The 25,599-nt window shown below is 55.5% G+C and carries 22 protein-coding genes; 4 read left to right on the top strand and 18 right to left on the bottom strand.

All coding sequences use genetic code 11. The annotated features are described in order from the left end of the window. Nucleotides 1-35: 35 nt before the first annotated feature. The gene (locus HUO07_RS05960) at nt 36-443 is read left to right on the top strand and encodes an acyl-CoA thioesterase (protein WP_176302792.1); all 408 of its coding nucleotides are present in this window, start codon (nt 36-38) and stop codon (nt 441-443) included. A gap of 11 nt (nt 444-454) precedes the next feature. After that, complete coding sequence (locus HUO07_RS05955; RefSeq protein WP_176302791.1) at nt 455-868, top strand: RidA family protein; 414 nt, start codon at nt 455-457, stop codon at nt 866-868. Nucleotides 869-902: 34 nt separating this feature from the next. Here the strand turns inward: HUO07_RS05955 and HUO07_RS05950 are convergent, their stop codons facing one another. The 5 genes from HUO07_RS05950 to HUO07_RS05930 all read right to left on the bottom strand — a co-directional run bounded on the left by HUO07_RS05950 (nt 903) and on the right by HUO07_RS05930 (nt 6,823). Next, complete coding sequence (locus HUO07_RS05950; protein ID WP_176302790.1) at nt 903-1,781, bottom strand: alpha/beta hydrolase; 879 nt, start codon at nt 1,779-1,781, stop codon at nt 903-905. Between the two features lie 43 nt (nt 1,782-1,824). Continuing rightward, a complete protein-coding gene (locus tag HUO07_RS05945; RefSeq protein WP_176302789.1) occupies nt 1,825-2,325 on the bottom strand; it encodes a disulfide bond formation protein B in 501 nt (166 codons plus the stop codon). Then, entirely contained in the window at nt 2,322-3,962 is a 1,641-nt protein-coding gene (gene gshA, locus HUO07_RS05940; protein WP_176302788.1) for a glutamate--cysteine ligase, read from the bottom strand. The genes HUO07_RS05945 and gshA overlap by 4 nt, the downstream gene beginning before the upstream one ends. A gap of 180 nt (nt 3,963-4,142) precedes the next feature. Beyond that, nucleotides 4,143-6,491, bottom strand: coding sequence for a Tex family protein (locus HUO07_RS05935; protein WP_176302787.1), 2,349 nt, complete (start codon nt 6,489-6,491; stop codon nt 4,143-4,145). A gap of 80 nt (nt 6,492-6,571) precedes the next feature. Beyond that, on the bottom strand, nt 6,572-6,823 hold the full coding sequence (locus tag HUO07_RS05930) for a DUF1127 domain-containing protein (RefSeq protein ID WP_176302786.1): 252 nt from the start codon (nt 6,821-6,823) through the stop codon (nt 6,572-6,574). Between the two features lie 121 nt (nt 6,824-6,944). Here HUO07_RS05930 and HUO07_RS05925 point away from each other — a divergent pair, with 121 nt between their 5' ends. Beyond that, nucleotides 6,945-7,805, top strand: a complete 861-nt coding sequence (locus HUO07_RS05925) for a LysR substrate-binding domain-containing protein (RefSeq protein ID WP_176302785.1) — start codon at nt 6,945-6,947, stop codon at nt 7,803-7,805. Here HUO07_RS05925 and HUO07_RS05920 read toward each other — a convergent pair. The 6 genes from HUO07_RS05920 to yrfG all read right to left on the bottom strand — a co-directional run bounded on the left by HUO07_RS05920 (nt 7,795) and on the right by yrfG (nt 13,690). Next, nucleotides 7,795-9,009, bottom strand: coding sequence for an alpha-hydroxy-acid oxidizing protein (locus HUO07_RS05920; RefSeq protein ID WP_176302784.1), 1,215 nt, complete (start codon nt 9,007-9,009; stop codon nt 7,795-7,797). The genes HUO07_RS05925 and HUO07_RS05920 overlap by 11 nt on opposite strands. 50 nt (nt 9,010-9,059) lie before the next feature. Continuing rightward, entirely contained in the window at nt 9,060-9,557 is a 498-nt protein-coding gene (msrB, locus tag HUO07_RS05915) for a peptide-methionine (R)-S-oxide reductase MsrB (protein WP_101145324.1), read from the bottom strand. 217 nt (nt 9,558-9,774) lie between these two features. Then, nucleotides 9,775-11,328, bottom strand: a complete 1,554-nt coding sequence (locus HUO07_RS05910) for a phosphoenolpyruvate carboxykinase (protein ID WP_101145325.1) — start codon at nt 11,326-11,328, stop codon at nt 9,775-9,777. 309 nt (nt 11,329-11,637) lie between these two features. Next, nucleotides 11,638-12,513 carry an Hsp33 family molecular chaperone HslO gene (gene hslO / locus HUO07_RS05905; protein WP_176302783.1) on the bottom strand — a complete coding sequence of 292 codons (876 nt, stop codon included), beginning with the start codon at nt 12,511-12,513 and terminating at the stop codon, nt 11,638-11,640. 98 nt (nt 12,514-12,611) lie between these two features. Continuing rightward, the gene (gene hslR / locus HUO07_RS05900; RefSeq protein ID WP_176302782.1) at nt 12,612-13,001 is read right to left on the bottom strand and encodes a ribosome-associated heat shock protein Hsp15; all 390 of its coding nucleotides are present in this window, start codon (nt 12,999-13,001) and stop codon (nt 12,612-12,614) included. Continuing rightward, nucleotides 12,998-13,690: a GMP/IMP nucleotidase gene (yrfG, locus tag HUO07_RS05895; RefSeq protein ID WP_176302781.1), complete on the bottom strand. Its 693-nt coding sequence runs from the start codon at nt 13,688-13,690 to the stop codon at nt 12,998-13,000. Before yrfG ends, hslR begins: the two co-directional genes overlap by 4 nt. A gap of 77 nt (nt 13,691-13,767) precedes the next feature. Here yrfG and nudE point away from each other — a divergent pair, with 77 nt between their 5' ends. Continuing rightward, nucleotides 13,768-14,409 carry an ADP compounds hydrolase NudE gene (gene nudE, locus HUO07_RS05890; protein ID WP_217908789.1) on the top strand — a complete coding sequence of 214 codons (642 nt, stop codon included), beginning with the start codon at nt 13,768-13,770 and terminating at the stop codon, nt 14,407-14,409. Nucleotides 14,410-14,445: 36 nt separating this feature from the next. Here nudE and HUO07_RS05885 read toward each other — a convergent pair whose 3' ends face one another. The 7 genes from HUO07_RS05885 to thiL all read right to left on the bottom strand — a co-directional run bounded on the left by HUO07_RS05885 (nt 14,446) and on the right by thiL (nt 25,585). After that, nucleotides 14,446-15,504: an oxidoreductase gene (locus HUO07_RS05885; RefSeq protein ID WP_176302780.1), complete on the bottom strand. Its 1,059-nt coding sequence runs from the start codon at nt 15,502-15,504 to the stop codon at nt 14,446-14,448. Between the two features lie 56 nt (nt 15,505-15,560). After that, entirely contained in the window at nt 15,561-17,405 is a 1,845-nt protein-coding gene (ilvD, locus tag HUO07_RS05880) for a dihydroxy-acid dehydratase (RefSeq protein ID WP_176302779.1), read from the bottom strand. A 359-nt stretch (nt 17,406-17,764) separates the two neighbouring features. Next, nucleotides 17,765-19,930, bottom strand: coding sequence for a methyl-accepting chemotaxis protein (locus tag HUO07_RS05875; RefSeq protein ID WP_176302778.1), 2,166 nt, complete (start codon nt 19,928-19,930; stop codon nt 17,765-17,767). Nucleotides 19,931-20,104: 174 nt separating this feature from the next. Beyond that, entirely contained in the window at nt 20,105-22,585 is a 2,481-nt protein-coding gene (gene lon / locus HUO07_RS05870; RefSeq protein WP_176302777.1) for an endopeptidase La, read from the bottom strand. A gap of 175 nt (nt 22,586-22,760) precedes the next feature. Next, nucleotides 22,761-24,014, bottom strand: a complete 1,254-nt coding sequence (locus tag HUO07_RS05865) for a DUF945 family protein (RefSeq protein WP_176302776.1) — start codon at nt 24,012-24,014, stop codon at nt 22,761-22,763. Nucleotides 24,015-24,113: 99 nt separating this feature from the next. Then, a complete protein-coding gene (locus HUO07_RS05860) occupies nt 24,114-24,587 on the bottom strand; it encodes a phosphatidylglycerophosphatase A family protein (RefSeq protein ID WP_176302775.1) in 474 nt (157 codons plus the stop codon). After that, the gene (gene thiL, locus HUO07_RS05855) at nt 24,584-25,585 is read right to left on the bottom strand and encodes a thiamine-phosphate kinase (protein WP_176302774.1); all 1,002 of its coding nucleotides are present in this window, start codon (nt 25,583-25,585) and stop codon (nt 24,584-24,586) included. Before thiL ends, HUO07_RS05860 begins: the two co-directional genes overlap by 4 nt. Between the last annotated feature and the right edge of the window lie 14 nt (nt 25,586-25,599).

Here is a 25,599-nt window from a genome sequence, read left to right as displayed (position 1 = left end):
GAGAAGAAAGCCAAGAATAGAACAGGAAGATAACAATGGCGTTTACCACCCAGCGGAAAGTTCGCTTTCAGCACTGTGATCCGGCGGGAATCGTTTTTTACCCCCGCTATTTCGAGATGATTAACTCCGTGGTTGAGGACTGGTTTGAGGAGGTCTTGCAGCACGACTTTAATAAGTTGCACGTGGAAAGCGGCACCGGCGTACCCACGGCCGCGATCGACACCCAGTTTCATGCCCCTAGTTGGTTGGGCGAGCTGTTGACGTTCGAGTTATTGGTGCAGTCACTGGGACGTAGCAGCCTGACCTTGCAGATCACCGCTTACTGCAACGAACAGAAGCGCTTAACGAGTTGTTCCACCCTGGTTTTTATGGATTTAAATAGCGGTAAGTCGATGCCATGGACCGAGGCAATACGCCAGCGCATTACCGTCGATAACCTATAAGGATAGCCATCATGAGTGACGCCACCTTTCATCAACTTCTTCACCCTTCCCATTGGAAGCCTGCCATCGGCTACGCCAATGGTGTGCTGGCTTCTGGCCAGACGGTTTTCGTGGGCGGCCAGATTGGCTGGAATGCTGGCCAGGTGTTCGAAAGCGACGACTTTGTCGTGCAGGTCAACCAGGCGCTACAGAATATCGTGGCGATCTTGAAAGAGGCGGATGCAGGCCCAGAGCATATCGTGCGGTTAACCTGGTATGTGACGGATAAGAAGGAGTATTTGGCACGGCTTAAAGAGGTAGGAGCCGCCTATCGCGAGGTGTTGGGCAAGCATTTTCCGGCCATGACGATGGTGCAGGTGGCTGGGCTGGTTGAGGATGAGGCCAAGGTGGAGATTGAAGCGACGGCGGTGATTCCTGAAGCGTAACAGCTATAACAGCGTCTCTAGCGAGGCGCTGTTATTAACCGTGAAACGCTTTAATCCACTCAACGAAACAGCCATCGTTTAGATAGTGCTCAAGAATCGAGAAGTGGTCTACGTCAGGAAGTAGCTGCTGAGTCACTGTTTGGCCTTGCTGGCTCAAATGCTCAGCGTAGCTACTCATCTGCCTTTCAAACTCTTCAGACTCCCCTGTTCCAGCCACCAGCTTTATAGGCGCAGGCACCCGGCACGGCAGCCATAATGGGCTGAACTCCTGCACATCGCGACCGCTCAGCTGAAGCTTGGGCTGTAGCCACGACCATGGAAATGGCCGTAGGTCGTATAACCCGCTGATACAGAGCGCGCCGCGAATCAGTTGATTTGGCAACCCAAAGGCACCTTCCCAATCCGTCGACATCAGCATGGCGCATAGATGCCCGCCCGCCGAATGGCCTGAAACACTCAGCTGTTCCGGATCGACACCCACTTCAGCGGCATGGTTGTAGAGGTAGGCAATCGCAGCCTGACTCTGCCGTACCAGCTCGCTAAAGCGTACCTGCGGACAGAGCGCGTAGTTGACCACCGCGACAGTGATACCGGCGTTCACCAGATCATCGACAATAAAGCTGAATTCACGATGGCTCAGCGAGCGCCAATAGCCGCCGTGGAAGAACACATGCACCGGGGCTTTTGGATGCTCGTCATGAGATGTATCAGCATGAGGTGCATCGGCATGAAAGATATCCATGCGCTCAGCAAGCGTTGGACCATAAGGCAGATCGAGCGTTGTGCGATGGTTGGCTCTTGATGCTGCGCTGCGCTCACGCCACGCCTTTACCAACACCAACGGGTCTCGCCCCATCATCGGGTCGTAGGCGCGGTCGATCTCTTCCTGAGTCGTGAAATGTCGATAAAGCATGCCGATCTCCTTATAGCTGGCGCTTCTTATCCCTGTCGCATGGCTAACCCCGGCTTTTAAAAAACAGCATCCGTAATGGGGCGATTGCCAGAATGGCAAAACCGATCAGCGTCCAGGCGGGTAGCGAGAGGCCTAACAGCGAGAAATCGATATTAGCGCACTCCCCCGAGCCGGTCAGCACCATGGCCACCACCTCCTGCATGGGCAGGATGTCCATCATGTAATCAAGCCCAGGGCCGCAGGAAGGCACCTCGTCGGCAGGCAAGCCTTGCAGCCACACATGACGCCCGGCGATAAAGGCACCGGTGCCTACGGCAGCCAGCGCCAGCACTCCGTAAATTACTTTACCGACCCGCCCGGCCGGGCTATGGATGGCGGCAATGGCAAACACAATGCCCGCCGCGATCACCGCGACACGCTGGAAAATGCATAGCGGGCAAGGCTCAAAGCCACCGATATGCTCCAGGCCAAGCGCCACCGCCATCATTAAAACGCAGAAGGCCAGCCCGGCCAGGGCAACCGAACGATATGTATGCAGGATCATTGATGAGCCTCAGACGGCAACGCGGACAAGGCTCGGGACTCGCGAGCCTTAGCGAAATAGGCCTCTAGAAACGCTTCAAAGGTTTCATTATCAGCGGCTTCAATATCGCGCTGCTGCTGGTGCGAGGTTTCAATCAGTTGAGCAAGTAGCGCTTCACGGCTGCGCTGCATAGGTTCTGCTTTCAGCTGCTCCGCCTGCTCCTGGGCCAGGCTAAGCATTAAATCACTTAGCGAGCCGCCGTTCGCTTTGAGCCGTTCGAGCACCTGTGCTGATGGCGTTAGCGAAGGGTCTGCTAGGCGTGGAGCGAGTTCTGCCAGTGCGTCAGCATGAGGGCTTCCCTCTTCGACGGCATCTAATAGGCGGGCGACTTCACCCATCTCGGCAAATATTTGTTCGCCCCATTCACGCACCGACGTCGCTTCACCATGATTAAACAGCTTAAGCGCAGGGTCGCGGCCACGCTCGACTACCCAGCGACGGTTGTCGTCCAAGCGGTCACACTCTTCATCGGAGATCCAGGGGCTGTCGCTGAGCAGGCACCACATTAGGAAGGTGTCCACAAAGCGCATCTGGGTTTCGGTCACGCCGAGAGGGTCGAAAGGATTGAGATCGAGACAGCGCACTTCGATGTACTCCACGCCACGGGCTTCGAGGGCTTGGCTGGGGGTTTCGTTGTGCTTGGCGACACGCTTGGGGCGAATATCGCTGTAGTACTCGTTTTCGATCTGCAGAATATTGGCGTTCAGCTGACGCCATTCGCCATCGACGTTAACGCCCATTTTCTCATAGTCCGGCCATGGCGATGAGATGGCATGACGCAGGGTGTTGACGTAGTTAGATAGCGAGTTAAAACAGATTTTGAGCTGCGACTGCACCTTGTTCTGGTACCCCAGGTCGGACATACGTAGCGTCGTCGCGTAGGGCGCAAAATAGGTGTCGTCGCTGAGTGCCTGCAGCTTTTCAGGCACTTTTCCTTCCGGCAAGAAGCTCTTGTCGATAGCCGGTGAGGCGCCAAACAGATAGAGCAGTAGCCAGCTGTGGCGGCGAAAGTGGCGGATCATGCCGAAATAGCGGGTAGAGCGGTAATCGTTGAACGGGATGTTGGTGGCTTTATCCAGTTCACGCAGGGCATGCCACATGTCATCGGGCAACGATACGTTGTAGTGAACGCCCGCAATCGCCTGCATGATGCGGCCGTAGCGCATGTCCAGCCCCTTGCGGTAAACATGCTTCATGGTGCCGACATTGGAGCAGCCGTAATCGGCAATCGGCACGCTGTCATTACCTGAGAGCCGTGATGGCATACTGCCAGGCCAGATCCATTCATCCTGCAGGTGGTGATAAGTAAAGGTATGCAGGTCAGACAGAAACGACAGCGCTTCACTCGGGTCGGAGTAAACCGGCGTGATGTACTCAAGCAGCGACTCTGAGTAGTCGGTAGTGATATGCGGATGCGTTAATTTAGAGCCTAACGCGTGCGGGTGCGGCGTTTGGGCAATGTGTCCATTGGCATCAACCCGCAGCCCCTCTTTTTCAAGCCCACGACGCAGGCGGCCCAACCGACCAAGGCGCGCACTGGGGATCAGGCGCTCGACTTGCGCGGTCAGCGCAGATGGCACAGTGAGTGGTTCAGGCAAGGTGAACACTCCTTGTCAGTAAAGCCCGCTGTGAGCGGGCCTTGGTGTAGTCAGGTGGCATCGCCATCATCGCTGTTTCAAAAATAGAAACCAGGATATGGCGGCAACCATGTTTTTTTCAAGACACGACGCTATTCAAGACTCGACGCTTTTCCAAACATTAGCTTTCAAAGCGCGCGACTATTTGCCACCACGCGCTTTTAACAGCGCGGCGCCTAACGCGCCCATTGACGCCGGTGCTTCAGTTGTCCTTGCACTGCTGCGCGCAGGTTTACGCGAGCCGCTATGCTGTTGTGTTGGCGAGCCATTGCTCTTATTAGCCGCGTTTTCGGTTTCCGGCTGGTCATCCAACCGCATCGATAGCCCTACCCGCTTACGCGGAATATCCACACTCATTACTTTGACGGTGACGATGTCCCCGGCTTTCACCACGCTGCGTGGGTCGTCGATAAAGCGGTCCGACAGTGCTGAGATATGCACCAAGCCATCCTGATGGACACCGATATCCACAAAAGCACCAAAGTGTGTCACGTTGGTGACCGTGCCTTCGAGCACCATCGAGAGTTTAAGATCGTTAAGTGTTTCGACCCCTTCGCGGAACTCGGCGGCTTTAAATTCCGGGCGCGGATCGCGGCCAGGCTTATCCAGCTCTTTCAAGATATCGCTCACCGTGGGCACACCAAAGCGATCATCGGCGAAGTCGGCAGGCTTTAACGCTTTTAACGCGGCACTGTCGCCAATCAAGCCGCGTACTTCACGACCGCTCTGCTTGGCGATACGCTCGACCAGCGGATAGGCTTCCGGGTGAACGGCGCTGGCATCCAGGGGATTATCGGCATTGTGAATGCGCAGGAAACCGGCGCACTGTTCAAAGGTTTTAGCGCCCAGTCGGCTAACTTCTAATAGCTCTTTACGGCTCTTGAAGGCGCCCTTAACGTTGCGCTGAGCAACGATATTTTCAGCCAGCGCAGCACTTAACCCCGCCACCCGTGAAAGCAGTGCACTGGAGGCGGTGTTGAGATCGACGCCCACAGCGTTAACACAGTCTTCAATCACGACTTCCAAGCTACGCGATAGCTGCACCTGGGAAACATCGTGCTGATACTGGCCCACCCCAATCGATTTGGGTTCGATTTTAACCAGCTCGGCCAGCGGGTCTTGGAGACGACGGCCGATGGAGACAGCACCACGAACGGTAACGTCGAGATCGGGCATTTCTCGTGAAGCATACTCAGAAGCTGAGTAGACCGACGCCCCCGCCTCCGAGACCATCACTTTGCTCAACCGATACTCAGGCGCCAGGGCTTTAAGCAGCTCGCCCGCCAGCTTATCGGTTTCGCGGCTGGCGGTGCCATTACCCACGGCAATTAATTGCACGCCATGCTGTTTCGCTAATTTAGCGAGCACGCTGAGGGACTCGTCCCAGCGGTTTTGTGGCGCGTGCGGGTAGATGGTGGTGTGGTCGACAAACTGCCCGGTGGCATCGATCACTGCGACCTTACAGCCGGTGCGCTGACCGGGGTCGATGGCAAGCGTCACTTTCTGCCCCGCCGGTGCGGCTAGCAGCAGGTCTTTTAGATTTGCCGCGAACACTTCAATGGCGGTGAGCTCTGCCTGTTCACGTAAGCGGCCCAATAGCTCGGTTTCAAGCGCAGTGTAGAGCTTAACGCGCCAAGTCCAGCGCACCACTTCAGAGAGCCATTTATCCGCCGCACGGCCCTGGTCGCTGATACCGAAGTGCCTGGCAATCGTGACCTGGGCGGGATGCACTGGGGCTTCCTCTTCACCGGGCAGACGAATCGACAGGCTCAACACGCCTTCATTACGCGCCCGGAACATCGCCAGGGCACGGTGTGACGGCGCTTTGGCGAGTTTTTCGTCGTGCTCGAAATAATCGGAGAATTTGGCGCCCTCCTGCTGCTTACCCTCCAGCACGCGGGCGCTGAGTTCGCCCTCTTGCCAAAGTCGTTCACGCAGCAGGCCGATCAGTTCGGGGTCTTCCGCGAAGCGCTCCATCAATATCTGCTTGGCGCCATCCAGCGCGGCCTTGGCATCCTCGATGGCAGGGATATCGTCCTCTGCCGGTCGCAGGTAGTTGCCAGCTTCGCTTTCGGGGTCGAGTGTCGGGTCGGCCAACAGCGAATCGGCCAGTGGTTCGAGCCCCGCCTCGCGGGCAATCTGCGCTTTGGTACGGCGCTTCTTCTTGAAGGGTAGGTATAAATCTTCCAGCCGCTGCTTGGTCTCTGCGCCCTCGATACTTGCTTTCAGCGGGCCATCCAGCTTGCCCTGCTCATCAATGGCGGCGATCACCGCGGCGCGGCGCTCTTCCAGCTCGCGCAGGTAGCGCAGGCGCTCATCCAGTTGGCGCAGTTGAATATCGTCCAGCGCACCGGTGACTTCTTTACGGTAACGGGCAATAAACGGCACGGTGGCGCCGCCATCCAGCAGCTCCACCGTGGCGGCGACTTGTTCGGGTCTTACGCTTAGCTCGGTGGCTAGGCGGGAAATAATACGCTGATTGACATCCATAAATTGCAACTAACTCATGCAGCATTTTTAAGTGCCAACAAGGTATCACAAACGTGCCATGGCTGGCATGACTTGCGGCATCAGCGCCGCCAGCCATGATCATCCCAAAAGGGGCGTCGTGCTTCACGCTGAACGGCTTCGCGGCTGAGGCCAATATCTTTCAACATATCGTCGCTCAAATGGCGCAAGGTATCCCGCTCGCGACGCAATTGGCGCCAGCGATAGAACTTTTCTCCCCAGGTAGTTCTGGGTTGTTCCTGCTTAATGGACTGGCAGTGTTCGTTCTGTAAAGGACACTGGCTGTGCTGTAAACAGGCTAACGAGCGCTCCATTTCAACCTCCCTTCGCCGCCAACAACGGCGTAGTGAATAAGTGTTGAAGGAAGTATTGAACAGTGCCTAAAATCAATCCAACGAATACTTCTTATACCCAACATCAAAAAGATTGATAACCATGGCGACACTACCCACCATAGATCATGAGCTGCTGCGTACCTTTGTGGCGATAGTCGACCAGGGCGGATTTACCCGCGCCGCTCAGACGGTAAACCGCACTCAATCGGCCGTCAGTATGCAGATGAAACGCCTGGAAGAGGACGTTATCGAACGCCCACTTTTCGTGCGCCAGAATCGCCAACTGTTGTTGACCAGCGAGGGCCATACGCTGCTTGGCTATGCACGCAAGATTTTATCGCTGCAGGGCGAAGCACTGACGCTGCTGCGCCAGCCGGACATGGTGGGCCGTGTACGCCTGGGCGTGCCGGATGACTATGTGATGCGCTTCCTACCCGGCATTCTGAGAACTTTCTCTCAGGCCTGGCCGTTGGTGGACGTCGATGTACATTGCGCGCCCTCTTCGGTGCTCTCCCAGCAGCCGCAAGAGAGCCTGGATCTGATCATTATGACCCGGGAAATAGGCGATGAGATTGGCACCATATTAAGACGCGAACCCATGGTATGGGTCTCCGCAGAGAGCCACAGCACCCATTTACAGACACCGGTACCGCTTGCCATGTTCGAGGCACCCTGCTTTTGCCGTCGCCACGCTTGTAATGCGCTAGACCGCGCAGGACGAACCTATCGAATTGCTTACAGCAGCCCCAGTTTGGCTACCCTGCAAGCCGTTGTTGGCGCGGGTTTGGCCGTGTCTGCCTGGATGCGAAGCCTGGTCACTGCCGATATGCAGATATTGGGTGTAAAGGAGGGCTTCCCCGAATTGCCAGAAGCGTCCATCGTTTTACAACGCACCTCTTCTACCCAATCACCAATTATCGACAGCCTGGCCGAGCATATTGTTGAAGGGTTTAGGTTGTGATGGTTGATGTTACTTTACCGAATGAGGGTTGATAGAGGCATGAACGGTCCAACTGGGAAAGCGTGGTCAGCCCTAATAGCGCCATATTGCGCTCGATTTCACGCTCTAAAAGAGTGGCAACATGCTCTACGCCTTCCTGTCCTGCGCAAGCAGCAGCGTAATTAAAGGGGCGCCCCACGAATACAAAATCAGCGCCCAGCGCCAAGGCCTTGATGATATCGGTGCCACGGCGAAACCCGCTGTCGATCATAATGGGGATATCGCTAATGCGACGCTTGATCTCAGGCAGCACCTGAAGCGGAGAGATAGTGCTATCCAACTGACGGGCGCCGTGGTTGGAGAGGATAATGCCATCTACCCCGGCTTGGCGGGCACGTACCGCATCCTCGGGGTTTAGCACCCCTTTGACGATCAGCGTGTCGGGCCATAACCGCCGCACCAGATCGAGATAGCCCCAGTCAAAATGGCGACGTCCTGAGAAGTCCCGCGCTGCTTGGCGAGAAATCACGGGTGCTCCCCGTTCCGCATGGTTGTTTTCGAAATGCGGCATGCCCTGTTTCCAGAGCGTACGAAGAAAGGTATTACACAACCAGCCTGGCCGCATCAACCCATCAATTGCCAAGCGAAGCGTTGGCTCCAAGGGGGAGGAAAAACCTGAACGCCGGAAATTATCCGGATTGGGCGGCACTGGGTAATCCAGCGTGACCACCAGCTTTTTGAAACCGGCTCGCTTGATCCGCTTAAGCAGAGCTTCGATGCCTTCTGGCGTGCCGGGTAAGTAGGCCTGGAACCAGTCGGCACCCTCCACCTTCGCCACCTCTTCCATAGGCACCAGCGATGAACCACTCATAATCATGGGTAAGTTGCGATTCGCTGCTGCTCGCGCTAGCACTAGGTCGCCCTGGTAAGTAGAAAGCGCACTGATGCCCATAGGGGCAATACCGAAAGGCACGGCGTAGCGTTTGCCATAGAGTTCTGTGTGCAGATCAATTTGCGACACATTGACAAACGCCTTGGGCATAAAGCGATAATCATCAAAAGCAGTGAGGTTAGCGCGCTGGGTTCGCCCATCCTCTGCGACATGATCGATATAGCCAAAAATAGGTCGTGGTAGCGCTCTTTTGGCGAGCCGTTCTACGTCGTGCAAGTTGTGGATACGGGCGAGTTTTTTTCGAGACCATCGTTGTTGGAGCCAACCTTTCACACCACCCTCCTACTGATTGTTTTAGATTACCCGCCCATCTATCCGCTTGCTCACGCTGGCACAAAACGCAGCGCCACTCCATTGTTGCACCAGCGCAGGCCGGTAGGGTCGGGGCCGTCTTCAAAGACATGGCCCTGATGGCCACCGCAGCGGGCACAGTGGTATTCCGTGCGGGGCCAAATCAGTTTGAAATCAAGCTCGGTGAGCATATGTCCTTCTACATGCTCAAAAAAGCTTGGCCAGCCGGTACCGGAATCGTATTTCATTTCACTGGTAAACAGTAATAGATCGCACCCTGCACAGCGATACTCGCCCTCTCTCCACTCTTTATCTAAAGGGCTCGAAAAGGCGGGTTCAGTGCCATGATCGCGAAGCACATTGTAAGCTTCATCGGAGAGTCGCTCACGCCACTCGGCTTCGCTAAGCTCTAGCGTTTCCAAGTCTGGCGCAGGTTCAAGATCTAGCCGTGGAAAGCCAAACGACAGGCTTGGTATGGCACCTACTATGCCGGTGAGTCCCGCTAAGCCTAAGAATTGACGTCTTTTCATGGGTATCGCTCCCGTGTTGTTCTGGGAAGAAAGTAGCCAATAAAAATGGGACAGTGCCGAAGCGCTGTCCCATTTTGGCGTCAATCGTTTCTAATGGCGATCACTTCTAAGCACTTAGCCGTTCTAACCGTCGATTAATTACACCCGCCGATTGCTTTTCTACTTGCCTCTTTACCGAGCAAACGCACCGGCTCAATCATCTACCAGCCGCTTACCATTAGGTTAACTGGGGGCCCGCTTGGATGATCGCTTCATTAACGCCTTCAAACTTCTTGAAGTTATCGACGAATTTGGTCGCCAGCTCTTTAAGGTGACGGTCGTAGGCATCGCGGTCCTGCCAGGTTTCACGCGGGTCGAGCAGGCTGGAATCAACGCCCGGCACGGCAACAGGCACTTGTAGATTGAGCCCATCGATATGCTTGGTGTCGATATCGCGCAGTACACCCGACTGAATCGCGCTAATGATGGCGCGGGTGGTCGGGATAGAGAAGCGCGAACCACCTTCGCCGTAAGCTCCGCCGGTCCAGCCGGTGTTGACCAAGTAAACCTGAGCATCCTGCTTATCGACGCGCTTGATCAGCAGGTCAGCGTACTCACGTGCAGGACGCGGGAAGAACGGTGCACCAAAGCAGGTAGAGAACGTGGCGGCCAGGCCTTCAGAAGAACCCATTTCAGTGGAGCCCACTTTAGCAGTATAGCCAGACAGGAAATGATACGCCGCGGCTTCTTTGGAAAGAATCGACACCGGGGGCAGTACGCCGGACATATCGCAAGTCAGAAATACAATCGCATTCGGCTCGCCCGCCAGATTTTCCGCTACGCGCTTTTCAACATGCTCCAGCGGGTAAGCGGCGCGGGAGTTCTGGGTCAGGCTATCGTCGGCGTAGTCGGGCTCGCGACGATCATCCAACACCACGTTTTCCAGCACGGTGCCGAACTTGATAGCGTTCCAGATGACCGGCTCGTTCTTCTCGGAAAGATCGATACACTTGGCGTAGCAGCCGCCTTCCATGTTGAAGACGATGCCGTCGCCCCAAGCGTGTTCATCATCACCAATCAAGAAGCGTGCCTGGTCAGCAGAAAGCGTAGTTTTACCGGTGCCCGAGAGACCGAAGAAGAGGCAGGTTTCGCCATCTTCACCCACGTTCGCGGAGCAGTGCATCGGCAGCACGTCGGCGGCGGGTAGCAGGAAGTTCTGCACGGAGAACATGGCTTTTTTCATTTCACCGGCATAGCGCATGCCCGCGATAAGCACTTTTTTCTCGGCGAAGTTGATGATCACGCAACCATCAGAGTTGGTGCCATCGCGAGAGGGATCACATTCAAAGCCCGCCACGTTAAGAATGGCCCACTCGTCTTTAGCAGCTTGATTGTAGGCCAAAGGGCGCACAAACATGGTACGGCCAAACAGGTTTTGCCAAGCGGTTTCGGTGGTGACACGAACCGGCAGATAATGGGTAGAATCACTACCCACATGAAGCTCAGAGACAAAGTGATCTTGGCTGTTCAGGTATTCATCGACCCGATCCCACAAGGCGTTGAATTTCTCAGCATCAAAGGGACGGTTGACGCTGCCCCAATCAATTTGGCTACGCGTAGAGGGCTCATCAACAATAAAGCGGTCTTTCGGTGAACGGCCGGTACGCAGGCCGGTATTAACTACCAGGGCACCGTTAGCCGAGAGGCGGCCTTCGCCACGTGCCACGGCGCGCTCGATAAGTTCGGCGCTGCTGAGATTGACGTGGGCTTGGGGAGCTTGAGTCGTGGTCATGTCGATTCCTGGGCCTTGAGGCCGTTATATCTCGTTACCGGGCGTCACCGACGCCTTAAATGTCATCCCAGCCTGCTAAATCGGCTGGGCACGCTGAAGTCCGGCGCATTATGGCAAAAAGAAAGCCCCCAGGAAACGGGGGCGAAGATCAAATATCTTGTAGTTAAACTACTACAAAAGCACTACATTTTGTGTTGCAGCGCAGTAAAAATTAAAACGATCGTTTGCAACAGCGGCCAAATTCATTGGTTCTACTGGTCCGCCTAGCGGCACTAAAACACGCCCGACTGCCCAGCCGCGACTACATACTTAGTGAATCGTAGGCGATGGGGCTTCAGGGTCATCTAACAAAGTTTCAATATCCGCCGCCGTGTAGTGATATTTCGTATGGCAAAAGTGGCATTGGGTGTCGATAGCGCCCTGTTCGTGAAGAATATCTCGCAGTTCTTCCTTGCCTAGCGTGTGCAGTGCATGGCTCATTCGTTCGCGGGAGCAGGTACAGCCAAAGCGCAGGGCTTTGGGTTCAAAAACGCGCACGGTTTCTTCATGGTAAAGGCGGTGCAGCACTTCGCGCTGTTCAAGGCCGAGCAGCTCTTCTGTTTTAATCGTATCGGCTAACTGCACGCTACGGTCCCAGGCATCGACATCCTGGTTTTGTGACTCTTCAGGGAGGCGTTGGAGCAGCAACCCACCTGCGCGCTTCTCATCAGCCGCTAACCATAGGCGGGTTGGCAACTGCTCGGATTGCGTAAAGTAGGCTTCCAGGCAGCCACCTAGCGTCTCCTGATCCAGCGCGACAATGCCTTGGTAGCGATGACCTTCACGGGGGTCGAGGGTGATGACGATTTGGCCCTCACCGACCAGCTCACGGAAAGAGGCATGCTCGCTAGGCAGGTCGGCGTCTTCCGCGATGCGGGCAATCGCCCGCAATTCACCACCGGGGTTAGATTCGGCCATCAGTAATGACAGAACGCCGCGGCCGCGCACTTCGATGCTTAGCGTGCCATCCAGCTTAACAGTATCGGTGAGCAGCGCCACGGCAGCTAATAGCTCGCCCAACAGCTCATTGACCGCAGGTGGGTAGGCGTGGCGATCCAACACTTCGTGATAGGCGGCCGCCAGGGTGACGATCTCGCCGCGGACATTGGTGTGATCGAACATAAAGCGTTGAATTTGATCGGACATAATTTGGCAACCTACTATAAAGGACGGCGGGTGTTTAGCTGCGACTAATTGTTAACTGGGCTATTGATACTGCTGCACTGAGTAAATAGCCGCGAGGGCTACTCACCCTGATTGCGTTGGAAACGCTGAATATCGCGGCGCTGCTTTTTATCAGGGCGTTTGAGCGGATGCTGCATCGCCTCGTTAGTGAGGCGCCTTGCTTCAGCTTCCTTGGCACGACGCTGCACACTTTCGTCGGTTTCTGCATAGAGTGTGCGCGCTTCTGGCGCACCGCGTCGTTGATCCGAAAGCGATACCACCTCTACCTCTAATATCTCCCAGCCCTGTGGCACACGGATAAGCGCACCGATTTCCACCTGTTTGCTGGTTTTAGCGCGGCCGCCGTCGTAGTGAACCTTGCCACCTTCAATGGCTTTTTTAGCCAGTGCGCGGGTCTTAAAGAAACGTGCTGCCCAGAGCCATTTATCTAAGCGTACGCTCTCGCTCATTTAGGCACTCCTTGCGTTTCTGACTGCTGTTCCGGCAGTTGTTCGGGTAACAGATGAGCGAACCGATCAAGGGCTATAAATTCCTGTAGCTCTTTTTCGGGCCGCTGGCTGTCAGGTTGTTTAATGCCCAGCAAATACTTGATACCAAACTCACGAGCGCTTTCAAGCACGCGGGCATTGTCATCAATAAACAGCGTGCGTGCCGGGTCAAAAGGTTCGATTTCCTGCAACGCAAACCAGAACGCCTGCTCCTCTTTGGCGGCGCCCACGTCTTCGGAAGAGACGATGGCGTCCAAGTAGCTTTCCAGGCCGGTGAGGGGCAGTTTCAGGGCAAGACTGGCGCGATCAGCGTTGGTGGCAAGTACCACCCGTGGATGTGCTAGCTTAAGCCATTTTAGAAAATCCAGTGCGTCACTACGCAGGCCTATCAGGTGTTGGATTTCTCGTTTCAGGGCGACAATATCCACGCCCAGCTCGCGGCTCCAGTACGCTAGGCTGTACCAGTTTAAAGTGCCCTGCTCGCCGATAATACGCGCGCGCAGCGCTTCCTGAGAGGCTTCATCCAGTTGGTGCAATTCGCGGTAGCGCCGCGGTAAATGCTCAAGCCAAAAATGGCTGTCGAAGTGTAAATCCAGCAGCGTGCCATCCATATCAAGGAGGACAGTGTCTATCTCGCGCCAATCAATCATTGCCGCTCCAGTCACGTTAGGAGTAAGCGTGCTATTGTAGCTTAACCGCCTTTTACCAGCCATGGAGGCACATGTTTATGTCTACGTCCCCCCCTACTCGCCCAACCTTTAATCACCCTGAAGATGGCAGCGTTAACCACTCGGGTTACCAGCAAAAGCCACAGATTCTTGCTCGCAAGCAGATTACCCAAAGCCGTTTATTCCAGATTGAGTCACTGGATCTGCGTTTTTCCAATGGCGAAGAGCGCCAATTTGAACGTTTAACCGGCGCGGACCGAGGCGCGGTGATGATGGTAGCAATGCCTGACCCGGAGCATGTGCTGCTGATTCGCGAATACGCCGCCGGGTTTGAAGATTATGTGCTCACCTTGCCAAAAGGGCTGGTCGACCCCGGTGAAGATATCATCACGGCGGCCAATCGCGAGCTGATGGAGGAGTGTGGCGTGGGTGCGCACCGCATCGAGCCGCTGGTTGAGCTTTCCCTGGCGCCGAACTATATGCGCCACCGCATGCAGGTGCTGCTTGCCACGGATCTTTATCCCAAGCGATTGCCAGGGGATGAGCCCGAGCCATTGATTGTGGAAACCCACGCCATTGAGGAGCTCCCTTCACTGCTATTGCGCGAGGATTTTCACGAAGCCCGTGCGATTGCCGCGCTTTACATTGCGCGAGACAGGCTGCGTGAAGAGAAGCGCAATAGTGCGACGGATTTGCTTTGAGGCAGCTCTAGCTCTCAATCGTTACCTCTTACATATTTAATGATGATTTTTCAATGTAATCCAGCGCCGCTGGCGATGGCTGTCCAACCCCGCTTCCAGCAGAGCCATCGAACGCAGGGCGTCGTCGACACTTACCGGTAGCGGCGCTTTATCGCGGATAGCGGCGGCGATGCCCTGGTAATAAGCCAGGTAGTCGCCCGGCAGCGTTGGGTACTCGCTCCGAGTGAGCGGTGCGTTTTCACCCTCCCCTTCACGCAGCGTTAGGATGCCAGGCTGGCTATCGATGCCCCACTGCGGGGTAGGCACTTCACCTGCTTTTAAGCGGTCCTCCTGAGGATCCAGGCCATATTTAACGAAGCTACCTTGGGTGCCATGAACCCGAAAGCGCGGAGTGGGGTCGGCGACCAGCGTGCCCGCGGCTAGCATAACGCGGAAATCCTCATAATCGAGCAAGGCCAGGAAGTCATCGTCGGCCTTGGCGCCATCACGCAAGGTGCCCAACTCAAGCAGAATGGCCTGAGGCATGCCAAACAATTCGCAGGCTTGGTCCAGCAGGTGCGGGCCCAAGTCGTACCAGATGCCACCACCGGGGGTCGCTTTCTCGCGCCAGCGATCACGTACTTCAGGGCGAAAGCGGTCAAAATGTGATTCAAAATTCACCGTACGCCCTAGCGTCTCCGCTTCAAGCAACGCTTTTACTGTTAAGAAATCGCTATCCCAACGGCGATTGTGAAATACCGACAAAAGACACTCTTTTTCATCCGCCAACTTTCTGAGCAACTTTCCTTCCGACAGCGTGACCGTGAACGGTTTATCGACCACCACGTGCTTGCCCGCCGACAGCGCCGCCTTGGCAAGGGAAAAATGTGTGTCGTTGGGTGTCGGAATAACAATCAGATCAATATCGCTGCGCTTGCAAAGCGCCAACGCCTGGGCCTCCACCTCTACGCTAGGAAGTGAAGCCTGCACCTTAGCAGCATCGCTTGAGGATACCGCCACCAAATCCAGGCCCTCCGTGGCCTGAATAAGCGGTGCATGGAAGGTTTGGCTAGCGAATCCATAGCCGACTAATCCAACGTTTATAATCGCCTTCATTTGATTCCTTACTCGGGCTGATTGTGTGTTTCAACTTCGCGTTTCAGCTAGGTGTATCAGTCAAGTTTGCTGAGATCTCGAACGGCCCCTTTATCGGCAGAGGTCGCCAGCAGTGCATAGGCTTTCAACGCCGGCGTTATCTTACGAGGACGTTGTTCGGCAGGTTTCCAGGCCGTAGTGCCTTTTGCTTCCATCGCCTCGCGGCGAGCCGCCAGCTCCGCATCGCTCAGGTTGACGTTGATCGTCCGGTTAGGAATATCAATACGGATGATATCGCCCTGCTCGATTAAGCCAATGGCGCCCCCAGCTGCGGCTTCCGGCGACACATGACCAATCGAAAGCCCAGAGGTGCCGCCTGAGAAGCGACCATCGGTGAGCAGTGCGCAGGCTTTGCCTAACCCTTTAGACTTAAGATACGAAGTGGGATAAAGCATCTCCTGCATGCCCGGGCCACCTTTAGGTCCCTCGTAGCGGATTACGACGACATCGCTCGCTTTCACCTTATCCGCCAATACATCGGCAACCGCCTGATCCTGAGACTCGACCACATGGGCGGGGCCTTCGAATACCAGAATCGATTCGTCGACCCCGGCGGTTTTCACCACGCAGCCATCCAGCGCGATATTGCCATACAGCACGGCCAAGCCACCCTGCTCGGAGAAGGCGTGCTCCAGGTCGCGGATACAGCCGGTAGCGCGGTCGCCGTCCAGGCTCGGCCAGCGGGCACTTTGGGAAAAGGCGGTCTGGGTGGGAATACCGCCCGGCCCCGCTTTAAAGAACTCAACCACCTCGGCGCTGGGCGAACGCATGATGTCCCACTCATCCAGCGCGGCCTTGAGGCTGTCGCCATACACGGTAGGCACCGAGGTATCCAGTACGTGTGCACGATCCAGCTCGCCGAGGATCGCCATGATACCGCCCGCACGGTGGACATCTTCGATGTGATATTTCTGGGTGTTGGGCGCTACTTTGCAGAGCTGGGGCACTTCACGAGAAAGGCGGTCGATATCCGCCATGGTGAAGTCCACCTCGGCTTCCTGGGCAGCAGCCAGGAAGTGCAGGATGGTATTGGTGGAACCGCCCATGGCGATATCCAGGGTCATGGCATTTTTAAACGCCGCCTTGGAAGCAATGGCACGGGGTAGTAGGTGCGCTTCATCGCCTTCGTAATAGCGTTTGGCCAGCTCGACAATACGATGACCGGCAGTTTCAAACAGGCGACGACGATCTGAGTGGGTTGCCAGCACGGTGCCGTTACCCGGCAGCGCCAAGCCCAGCGCCTCCGTTAAACAGTTCATCGAGTTGGCGGTGAACATGCCTGAACAGCTGCCGCAGGTGGGGCAAGCGCTACGCTCAACTTCGGCGAGGGTTTCATCGTCAACGCTGTCATCGGCGGCCATTACCATAGCGTCGACCAGATCAAGGCCATGATTCAGCAGCTTGGTTTTGCCCGCTTCCATGGGGCCACCAGAGACGAATATCACCGGAATATTCAGGCGCAGCGCGGCCATCAGCATCCCGGGGGTAATTTTGTCGCAGTTGGAGATACATACCAGCGCATCAGCACAGTGAGCGTTGCACATGTACTCGACGCTGTCGGCAATCAGGTCACGGCTAGGCAACGAGTAGAGCATACCGTCGTGTCCCATGGCGATGCCGTCATCCACCGCAATGGTATTGAACTCTTTCGCTACGCCACCCGCTTTCTCAATTTCCTTCGCCACTAGCTGGCCCATGTCCTTTAGGTGAACATGGCCCGGCACAAACTGGGTGAAGGAGTTGGCGACGGCAATAATCGGCTTTTGAAAATCACCGTCCTGCATACCGGTGGCGCGCCACAGGGCGCGGGCACCGGCCATATTACGACCAGCGGTGGTGGTACGTGAGCGATACTCTGGCATGGCGTCCTCTACTCTCTTAATATCTATCTTTTAATAACTATCTCAAAAGCTTTCTTGGATAAAAGCTTAAAGACAACGCTCTATTTTTATTCGCCCACAACATGAAAGGCCGCGGGCAAGGATGTCTGAATAATCAACGGCCTTCGATTGTGGCATGAGCGCCACGCAGAGACTAGATGCAGCGATTAGATACAGAGGCTAAATGTAGAGGCTCGAAGTAGAGAGAAAAGCGCCATCTTTAGCCTGAGTAGCTCCCTAGCGCTAAAGCTTTTCAATTAGACACCATGCCACCGCTTAGGGTGGCATGGCATTAAATGAAATGATAAAAATCAGCGACCCAGCATTTTTTATACCGCCTACTAGAACGCTTCCCACTGATCGGCATGGGGATGTGTTGAAAGGGATTGGGGACGTCGCTGGGAAGGAGCTGGCAAACCGCGGGTTGCTTTATTTAAGGCATGGGTTGCACGCTGCAACTTCGCCCGCGCCTCGTTGATGTTCTCATCCTGGGCACCTTCCAAACGGAATGCGTCCACCACGTTGGCAAGCTCATGAGCCTCAAGGGAGAGATTGTCGGCTGATGCCGCAATCGTCTGAACTTTAGAGGCATTCTGCTGAGTCACATGGTCCATTTCAGCAATCGCCGTGTTTATTTGGCCGATCCCACTGCTCTGTTCGGTGGAAGCGGTACTGATCGCGGCCATCAGTTCACTGACCCTACTAACCTGCTGAGACACCTCTTCTATCGCACGTTCCGCCTGCTCGACGGCACTGCGGCCCCCGCTTACTTCTTGCGTCGTGCTGTCAATCATCTTGCGGATTTCCTGGGCGGCATCCGCGCTCCGCCCAGCCAGATTACGTACTTCGCTGGCGACTACGGCAAAGCCGCGGCCATGCTCACCGGCACGAGCGGCCTCAACCGAGGCATTGAGTGCCAGAATATTGGTTTGGAAGGCAATGCCATCGATGACGCTAATCATTTCGGTCATTTTTTCAGCGCTCTGGGCAATACGCTGCATGCGCTCCACCAGTTGCTGCATTTGCTGGCCGGTATCTTTGGTGCTGGCAGCGTTCTGTACCGCCAGTTCGGTTGCCTGACGGGCATTCTCGGTATTCTGCTGAACCGTCGAGGTCATCTCTTCCATACTCGAAGCGGTTTGCTGCAGTGACGATGCCTGTTGCTCCGTACGCGACGAGAGCTCTTCATTTTCAGCGGCGATCTGTTGGATTGCCGGGGTGACGACCGAGACGCGACTTTCCACATCACCCACAATGCTCGATAAGCTAAAACGCATGGTATCCAACGAATAAAGTAACTCGCCCAACTCATCGTTGGTTTGATGATGCCCTCGAGCAGCCAGATTGCCGGCGGCGATTTGAAAAGTGATATAGCGCGCGCCCGATAAACTGCGCAACACGGATTTCAGTATCATCGCGCTCAGGCCAATCATGACCAGAAAACCAATGGCCAGTAATGTCAGCTGGGCTACCAGCATCTGTTGGCGTCCGCTTTGCGCCTGAGAGACCAACGTTTCAGCATCGGCGCGCACTTGCTCGACCAAGGTGCTGTTTAGCTCACGCAGCGATTCCGTCGTCGGCACCACTATGTCGTTAAAAGCTTCAAAGGCCGCAAACCCATTACCTTCTTGAATAGCGACCAGGGTGTTTTCCACACCGGCGTCCCATATGGTCAGCGCACTATCGAATGCTTGGTTTGCTTCAATCTCAGCCACGTCATCGATATTGTAATCAAGCCATAGCGTATTCAACGAGCGGGTATATTCGCCAATTTCAGCGTTAATGGCGTCAAGATCCACTTGGCGTGGATTACGTACGACCGGCTCCAGCGTCTCGACCGTTTGCCCAATATAGCGTTCGATGTGCTGTAAGGTGGCCACTTCACCCAACCCAGAGCGGTTGAGTGTTTCCAGTCGCTCACCGGACATCACCAGGGCGTAAACCCCCATGCCTCCTGCAAGGCTTATAAGCAGTAACGAAGCCACCACCATGCTGGTGAGCTTGGCTTTCAGGCTGGTGAGCTGGAACCGGGTCAGTATGCCGGTTAAACCTTTGCGACGTAGCGCGCCCTGGGCGAGCTTATAGTGGCGGGACTTGCCCTTTTCACGAATTTCAGCGTAAACCTTTTCCGCCCTGGCCACTGCATTGGCGGGGGCTTTGCGGCGAACGGAGGTATAGCCTGCGATTCGCTCTCCATCCCGCAATGGCGCCACGGTGGCATGTACCCAATAGTAATCGCCATTTTTGCGGCGGTTTTTGACCACGCCTTGCCAGGTTTCTCCGGCTTGAATCGTTTTCCAGAAATCCGCATAAGCCGCTTCTGGCATATCGGGGTGACGAAGGAGATTATGCGGAGCGCCGATTAACTCTTCACGGCTATAGCCACTGACCTCAACAAACGTAGGGTTCGCGTAGGTGACATTCCCTTTTAGATCGGAACGGGAAATGAGCACCGTTTCTTCGCTCAGGACGTATTCACGTTGGGACACAGGCTGGTTGTTGCGCATTAATGCTCCGAAAATTAGATGTTCTTAATTTTATTAAATCAGCCGCTATTATCGCTATTGTTGGGCTTAAACAAAGTGAAGAAATGTAAAAAAAGCGCCGTACTTAAGTACGGCGCTCTTAACGGTTATTTTAACTCACCTGCATGGATCACAGACAGCGTGTCGAGGCGTTAATTAACGGCCAAACACCACATCGGCTACATCGCGATAACGTTTGGCAAAGTGCACCGTCATGCCCTCTTTCAGATAGTCCGGCAACTCTTCGTAATCACGTTTATTGGCCTCGGGCAGGATCAATTCGAAAATATCACTGCGCCGCGCGGCAATCACCTTCTCGCGAATACCGCCAACCGGCAGTACTTGGCCGGTCAAGGTTAGCTCGCCGGTCATCGCCAGGGGCCGATCAATAGCATGGTGCTTGGCTAGTGACAGCAGCGCAGTGGTCATGGTGACACCGGCCGAAGGCCCATCTTTCGGTGTGGCTCCTTCGGGCACGTGTAAGTGCACAAATGCCGAGTCAAAGAAGTCGGCATCGGCACCATACTCCTGCAGGTGGCCCAGGGTATAGCTGTAAGCGATGTTGGCCGACTCCTGCATCACCTCACCCAGCTTGCCGGTCAGCTTAAAGCCACGATCCAGCGAGTGTACCTTGCCCGCTTCGATAGGCAGCGTTGCCCCGCCCATGGAGGTCCACGCCAGGCCGGTCACTACCCCTTCACCTGTGAGCACTTTTTCCTTGCGGAAGATCGGTGCGCCTAAGAACTCTTCAAGATTCTTCACCGATATTTTGACCGTTTCGGACTCCTCTTCGAGCAGCTTGACGGCCGATTTACGCACAATACGATGCAGCTGCTTTTCAAGCTGGCGAACACCGGCTTCACGGGCATAGCCTTCAATCACTTGCTTTAAGGCCGCATCGGATAAACTGATACGCTTTTTCGTCAGGTTGTCGCGTTTAAGCAGCTTCAGCCACAGGTGATTCTTAGCAATCGCCAGTTTCTCTTCGGCGATATAGCCAGAGAGGCGGATCTGCTCCATGCGATCAAGCAGTGGCCCAGGAATCGAATCCAGCGTATTAGCGGTGCATATAAACAGCACCTTGGAGAGATCCATGCGCACATCAAGATAGTGATCAAGGAAATCGACGTTCTGCTCGGGATCAAGCACTTCCAGCAGCGCTGAAGCGGGGTCGCCCTGAAAAGACTGCCCCAACTTGTCGATCTCGTCGAGCATGATGACCGGGTTCTCGACTTCGACCTCTTTAAACGCCTGCACCAGCTTGCCGGGCATCGCACCGACATAGGTGCGCCGATGGCCTTTAATTTCCGCCTCGTCGCGCATACCGCCAACCGAAAAGCGGTAAAACTGACGGCCTAAGGCTTCGGCAATTGAGCGGCCTATAGAGGTTTTACCCACCCCTGGCGGGCCTACCAGCAGGACGATCGAACCACCGACATCGCCCTTAAAAGTACCTTCGGCCAGAAACTCAATAATGCGTTCTTTAACGTCTTTCAGACCGTCGTGATCGCGATCAAGTACTTGCCGCGCATGGGGTAGATCGAGCTGATCCTGGCTGGTCACGCCCCAGGGCAACGACGTTAGCCAGTCGAGATAATTACGTGTGGTGCCATATTCCGGTGAGCCGGTTTCCAGCACGCTAAGCTTATTCAGCTCATCATCAATACGTACTTGCACGCGCTCGGGCACGACCAGTGCTTCCAGCCGCGCTCGAAAGGTATCGACATCGTTTTCGCGATCGTCTTTGGAAATGCCTAGCTCACGCTGGATCACCTTGAGCTGTTCGCGCAGGAAGAACTCGCGCTGGCGATCCTGCATTTGCGCGTTGACCTGCTCGCTGATCTCGCCCTGCAATAGCGCTACATCAATCTCTTTACGCAGCAACGGCAGGACTTTCTGCATCCGCTCTTCCACCGACAGCGTGGCCAGCACATCCTGCAGCTCAGGGCCTTTGGCGGAGGTGATGGCGGCGGCAAAATCGGTCAGCGGCCCCGGCTGGTGCGGGCTAAAGCGGTTGAGGTAGTGCTTGAGCTCTTCACCGTACAGCGGGTTGATCGGCAGCAGCTCTTTAATGCCGTTGATGATCGCCATGGCATAGGCGCGGGTCTCTTCGTTCTCCGCATCAACCGGCTCTTTCGGGTAGGTAACTTCCACTAGATAAGGCGGCTCTTTGGAGAGCCAGCGGGTAATTTTAAAGCGCTGCAAGCCCTGAGCGATAAACTGGATCTGATCGTCTTCGCCCTTGAGTTTATGCACCTTCACCGCTGTACCAATCTCAGGAAAACCTTCGTGATCAAGAGAGGTAACGCCCTGCTCACCCACGAACGCCACGCCCAAGGTGTGATGCGGTGTATTACCCACGCGGCGCATGGTCTCTTCCCAGCGCTCACGGTTAACCACCAGAGGCTGAACCTGGGCGGGGAAAAAAGGACGATTATGAATAGGAAGAAGATAAATGCGCTCAGGCAGCATGTCGCTGGCGGGCACTAGGGAATTTACCCGTTCGCCGTCGGAGCGGTACTCTTCGCCGCCCTGCTGGTCGGTATTCCCTGCGTCATCGGTAGTTGATGCTGACGCTTCATCGTCAACTTGCCAATCAAGGTGTTCGTGATCGCGTTCGTAATCCTGGTCGCTCATGCGTCCTCCAATGAACCGATACCGGCGGTGAGAACCGCCTTGCGTTGTTCATGGAATGCGGGCAGTGCGCCAAAACTTCAACCCTTATGGCCTGTTTTTGGGAGGTAGCGGTAACTAGCGACCGGTGCAGCGTCATGGAGCTGAGTGGATAAAGCCAAGACTTTTTGTACCAAACTTAAGGCCATAGCTCGGGCATGGGGCGACCATTAACACGCCAGACACCGCGCACTACATCAAACTGCAGTTCACGAGTGCCGAGCGGCAAACCTAACCATAGCGCGGCAACGGTGGGCGCATCATACCAGGTGAAGTCGCCATCAATACGCTCCAGCCATTTCGCCTGCTCGTCCTCTTCGTCGAGATTCACCACGCTAAGTTCATCCAACTCACGGGCATCAAAAAATAGCGCGCCATCCGCATCGAGTCGAATGCCGAGCAGTGGGCTGTCGATCGCCACCGTGGTCACATCTAGGCGCGGCGAGTCACTGAGCATGTTACGAAAATCGGGCTCAAGGCGGGCCAGCAACCCTTCAGCCATAGGCAGGCTGGCATCCCCCCAGGCGGCTTCCTGGCGTAAACGACGAATGGCGTGGCGAACCGCATCGGCATTGATGCGCGAAAGCTCCATCTTTATTCGTCCATTAAGCAACGGCGTTTCGGGCGCTTCTGAGGGAACCATCACCTCCCCCACTTCTAAATCGCCTGTAATGCGTAGTTCGCTTTCGTCCAGCACCATATAGCTATTTAAATCGAGTGGCGCCAGTTGGATGTCATAGGAGGGATAGCTAAGCGTCAGTGTCTCAATATGCAGATGATCGCGCTGGGCAAAGTGGTAGGCACCATCGGTATAGGTGTAGCGGCTTTCAAGCACCGTGGGGCCTAATGCAAGCTGTGCCAAGCCATCGGTCAGTGTTAGCTGATCTAATAACCCACGCAGGCGCCAATCACCAAAGACGCCTTCGAGGCGCAGCCGACCACCACGGACGGCTAACTCGCGACCATTTTGTTGAATGACAAAAGGTGCCAGGGCAAGGCGTAGTTCACTGCGGCCGCTAAGGGTGTGATAACGCCCCTGCCAACGAGGCACCGAAGGGGCGGTAACCTCCCCCACTGCTTGCTGCAACACGATATCCAAGCGAGGTAATACCGTGCCTTCTACATCCGTGCTTAAAATGCCGTGGCGAGCGCTATAGGTCAGTTCAAGCCGCCAGGGGCGACCCAATAGCGGTGAAAGTATCAGCCGCCCTTGGGAACTTAGCCAACCCTGGTGGCTCTCAGTTCTGTTGACACGCCATTCGCCCCGCGCTTCCAGATCTTCTAGCGCCTGACGCAGGCTGCGCTCAAAGAGCACGCTTGAGAGAAGTTGCGCTGCCATCCATACCACGGCGATTATCGCCAGGGTAGGGACAATCAGACGTTCCTTGCGCATGCTGCCTCCTTGGTGCCAACGCACTTAAATGGCGAAAGCTACCGACAATGCCTGGTATCTGTAATACCTAGTATCCGTACCGTTTTCCTAATGAATTTTCTAATGCAGCCAGAACCATAAGTGCATAGTACTCCAGGCGTAGCCCCCTGCCATCACATCATCAATCATAATGCCGAAACCACCGGCTACACGGCGGTCTGCCCAACGTATTGGCCAGGGCTTAAAAACATCGAAGATACGAAAGACCACAAATCCCCATAGCGCAGCTTCCCATGAAAAGGGCACCGCGGCCATAGTGAGCCAGTAGCCGACAAATTCATCCCACACAATCCCTGAGTGGTCGTGTACGCCTAAGTCGTGTGACGTCTTATCGCATAGCCATACGCCAACAACAAAAGCGACAAAACAAATGCTTAGATACCATCCTAAGGGCAAATCCGCCATCATCCAGTAGAACGGAATGGCGGCCAGCGTGCCAAAGGTGCCGGGTGCCCACGGCACCGTGCCGCTACCTAAGCCAAAGGCAAAAAAATGTGTTGGGCGACGCCAGACACTTTTCGGTGCACGATTCATGGCGTGTCCCCACTAAAATGCTGCCAACCGGCATAGCCATTGACATAGCTACTCAGATCACTCTGGTCAGAAGCACTAATGCCTAGTGTCTCACAACAATGACCAATCACCGTTAGCGTCAGGCCTAATGACGCCAGACGCTGCTGAGCCTTGGCTATATCGTCAGCGTGTAACGTGACGAGCAGTTCATAATCATCACCACCTGAAAGCGCCGCCTTCAAGGCCGCCTCCCGGCCCAGCGTGCTTTCCAGCTCGTCTGCCAGCGGTAAAGCGGCTACGTCGATGACTGCCCCGACCTGCGAAGCCTCGCGAAGATGCGCCAGGTCGGCCATTAAGCCATCAGAAATATCCATCGCCGCGGTGGCTAACCCACGTAGTGCCAAACCCGCCGCCAAACGCGGTTCAGGCAGCAGATAGCGGCGCAACAGCGGGTGCGCCAATTCACGCTCACCCTTATTCCAGAGCGCTAGCCCACCGGCCCCGCCGCCTAATGCACCGGTAACGGCAACCAGGTCGCCAGGCTGAGCACCGCTGCGGGTCAGCGCTTCGCCCACCGGCACCTCGCCCATGACGGTCACGCCAATCGAAAGCGCGCCGGAAGTTACGTCCCCGCCCACCAGCGTGGTGGCGTGTTGCTGACAAAGTGTATGAAAGCCACGCGCATAGTCAGCAAGCCAAAGATGCGTTGCTTCATCGTCGACAAATTCTCGCTGATCAAAGGTTAATGCCATTAGGCACCAGCGGGATTTGGCCCCCATAGCGGCCAAATCACTAAGCGCGACCGCCAAGGCACGATGGCCCACCGCGAACGCTGGCGCTTCGCGAGGAAAGTGAACATTCACCACTGAGGTATCAACACTCACGGCCAATTGTTGGCCCGCTTGCGGCATCAATAGCGTGGCGTCGTCTCCACATCCTAGTGTGACGCCATTTGACGCGGTCGACGCCTCCTGCGACGACATGAAATAGCGTCGGATCAAATCAAATTCGGCAAGCACAAAGGCCCCTTAAA

The organism is Vreelandella maris (assembly GCF_013371085.1).
In the GTDB taxonomy this organism is placed as follows: domain Bacteria; phylum Pseudomonadota; class Gammaproteobacteria; order Pseudomonadales; family Halomonadaceae; genus Vreelandella; species Vreelandella maris.
Note: the sequence above shows the minus strand (reverse complement) of the source record. Positions and strands in the feature narration are given on the sequence as shown.

What these genes read in the sequence shown, in the direction of transcription:
- hslR (WP_176302782.1), bottom strand. Translation starts at nt 13,001, where the DNA reads ATGAGCGAGAGCGTACGCTTAGATAAATGGCTCTGGGCAGCACGTTTC.
- HUO07_RS05910 (WP_101145325.1), bottom strand. Translation starts at nt 11,328, where the DNA reads ATGACCACGACTCAAGCTCCCCAAGCCCACGTCAATCTCAGCAGCGCC.
- HUO07_RS05960 (WP_176302792.1), top strand. Translation starts at nt 36, where the DNA reads ATGGCGTTTACCACCCAGCGGAAAGTTCGCTTTCAGCACTGTGATCCG.
- HUO07_RS05875 (WP_176302778.1), bottom strand. Translation starts at nt 19,930, where the DNA reads ATGCGCAACAACCAGCCTGTGTCCCAACGTGAATACGTCCTGAGCGAA.
- yrfG (WP_176302781.1), bottom strand. Translation starts at nt 13,690, where the DNA reads ATGATTGATTGGCGCGAGATAGACACTGTCCTCCTTGATATGGATGGC.
- HUO07_RS05860 (WP_176302775.1), bottom strand. Translation starts at nt 24,587, where the DNA reads ATGAATCGTGCACCGAAAAGTGTCTGGCGTCGCCCAACACATTTTTTT.
- HUO07_RS05885 (WP_176302780.1), bottom strand. Translation starts at nt 15,504, where the DNA reads ATGAAGGCGATTATAAACGTTGGATTAGTCGGCTATGGATTCGCTAGC.
- HUO07_RS05865 (WP_176302776.1), bottom strand. Translation starts at nt 24,014, where the DNA reads ATGCGCAAGGAACGTCTGATTGTCCCTACCCTGGCGATAATCGCCGTG.
- lon (WP_176302777.1), bottom strand. Translation starts at nt 22,585, where the DNA reads ATGAGCGACCAGGATTACGAACGCGATCACGAACACCTTGATTGGCAA.
- hslO (WP_176302783.1), bottom strand. Translation starts at nt 12,513, where the DNA reads ATGTCCGATCAAATTCAACGCTTTATGTTCGATCACACCAATGTCCGC.
- HUO07_RS05950 (WP_176302790.1), bottom strand. Translation starts at nt 1,781, where the DNA reads ATGCTTTATCGACATTTCACGACTCAGGAAGAGATCGACCGCGCCTAC.
- HUO07_RS05955 (WP_176302791.1), top strand. Translation starts at nt 455, where the DNA reads ATGAGTGACGCCACCTTTCATCAACTTCTTCACCCTTCCCATTGGAAG.
- ilvD (WP_176302779.1), bottom strand. Translation starts at nt 17,405, where the DNA reads ATGCCAGAGTATCGCTCACGTACCACCACCGCTGGTCGTAATATGGCC.
- nudE (WP_217908789.1), top strand. Translation starts at nt 13,768, where the DNA reads ATGTCTACGTCCCCCCCTACTCGCCCAACCTTTAATCACCCTGAAGAT.
- HUO07_RS05935 (WP_176302787.1), bottom strand. Translation starts at nt 6,491, where the DNA reads ATGGATGTCAATCAGCGTATTATTTCCCGCCTAGCCACCGAGCTAAGC.
- HUO07_RS05925 (WP_176302785.1), top strand. Translation starts at nt 6,945, where the DNA reads ATGGCGACACTACCCACCATAGATCATGAGCTGCTGCGTACCTTTGTG.
- HUO07_RS05945 (WP_176302789.1), bottom strand. Translation starts at nt 2,325, where the DNA reads ATGATCCTGCATACATATCGTTCGGTTGCCCTGGCCGGGCTGGCCTTC.
- HUO07_RS05930 (WP_176302786.1), bottom strand. Translation starts at nt 6,823, where the DNA reads ATGGAGCGCTCGTTAGCCTGTTTACAGCACAGCCAGTGTCCTTTACAG.
- msrB (WP_101145324.1), bottom strand. Translation starts at nt 9,557, where the DNA reads ATGAAAAGACGTCAATTCTTAGGCTTAGCGGGACTCACCGGCATAGTA.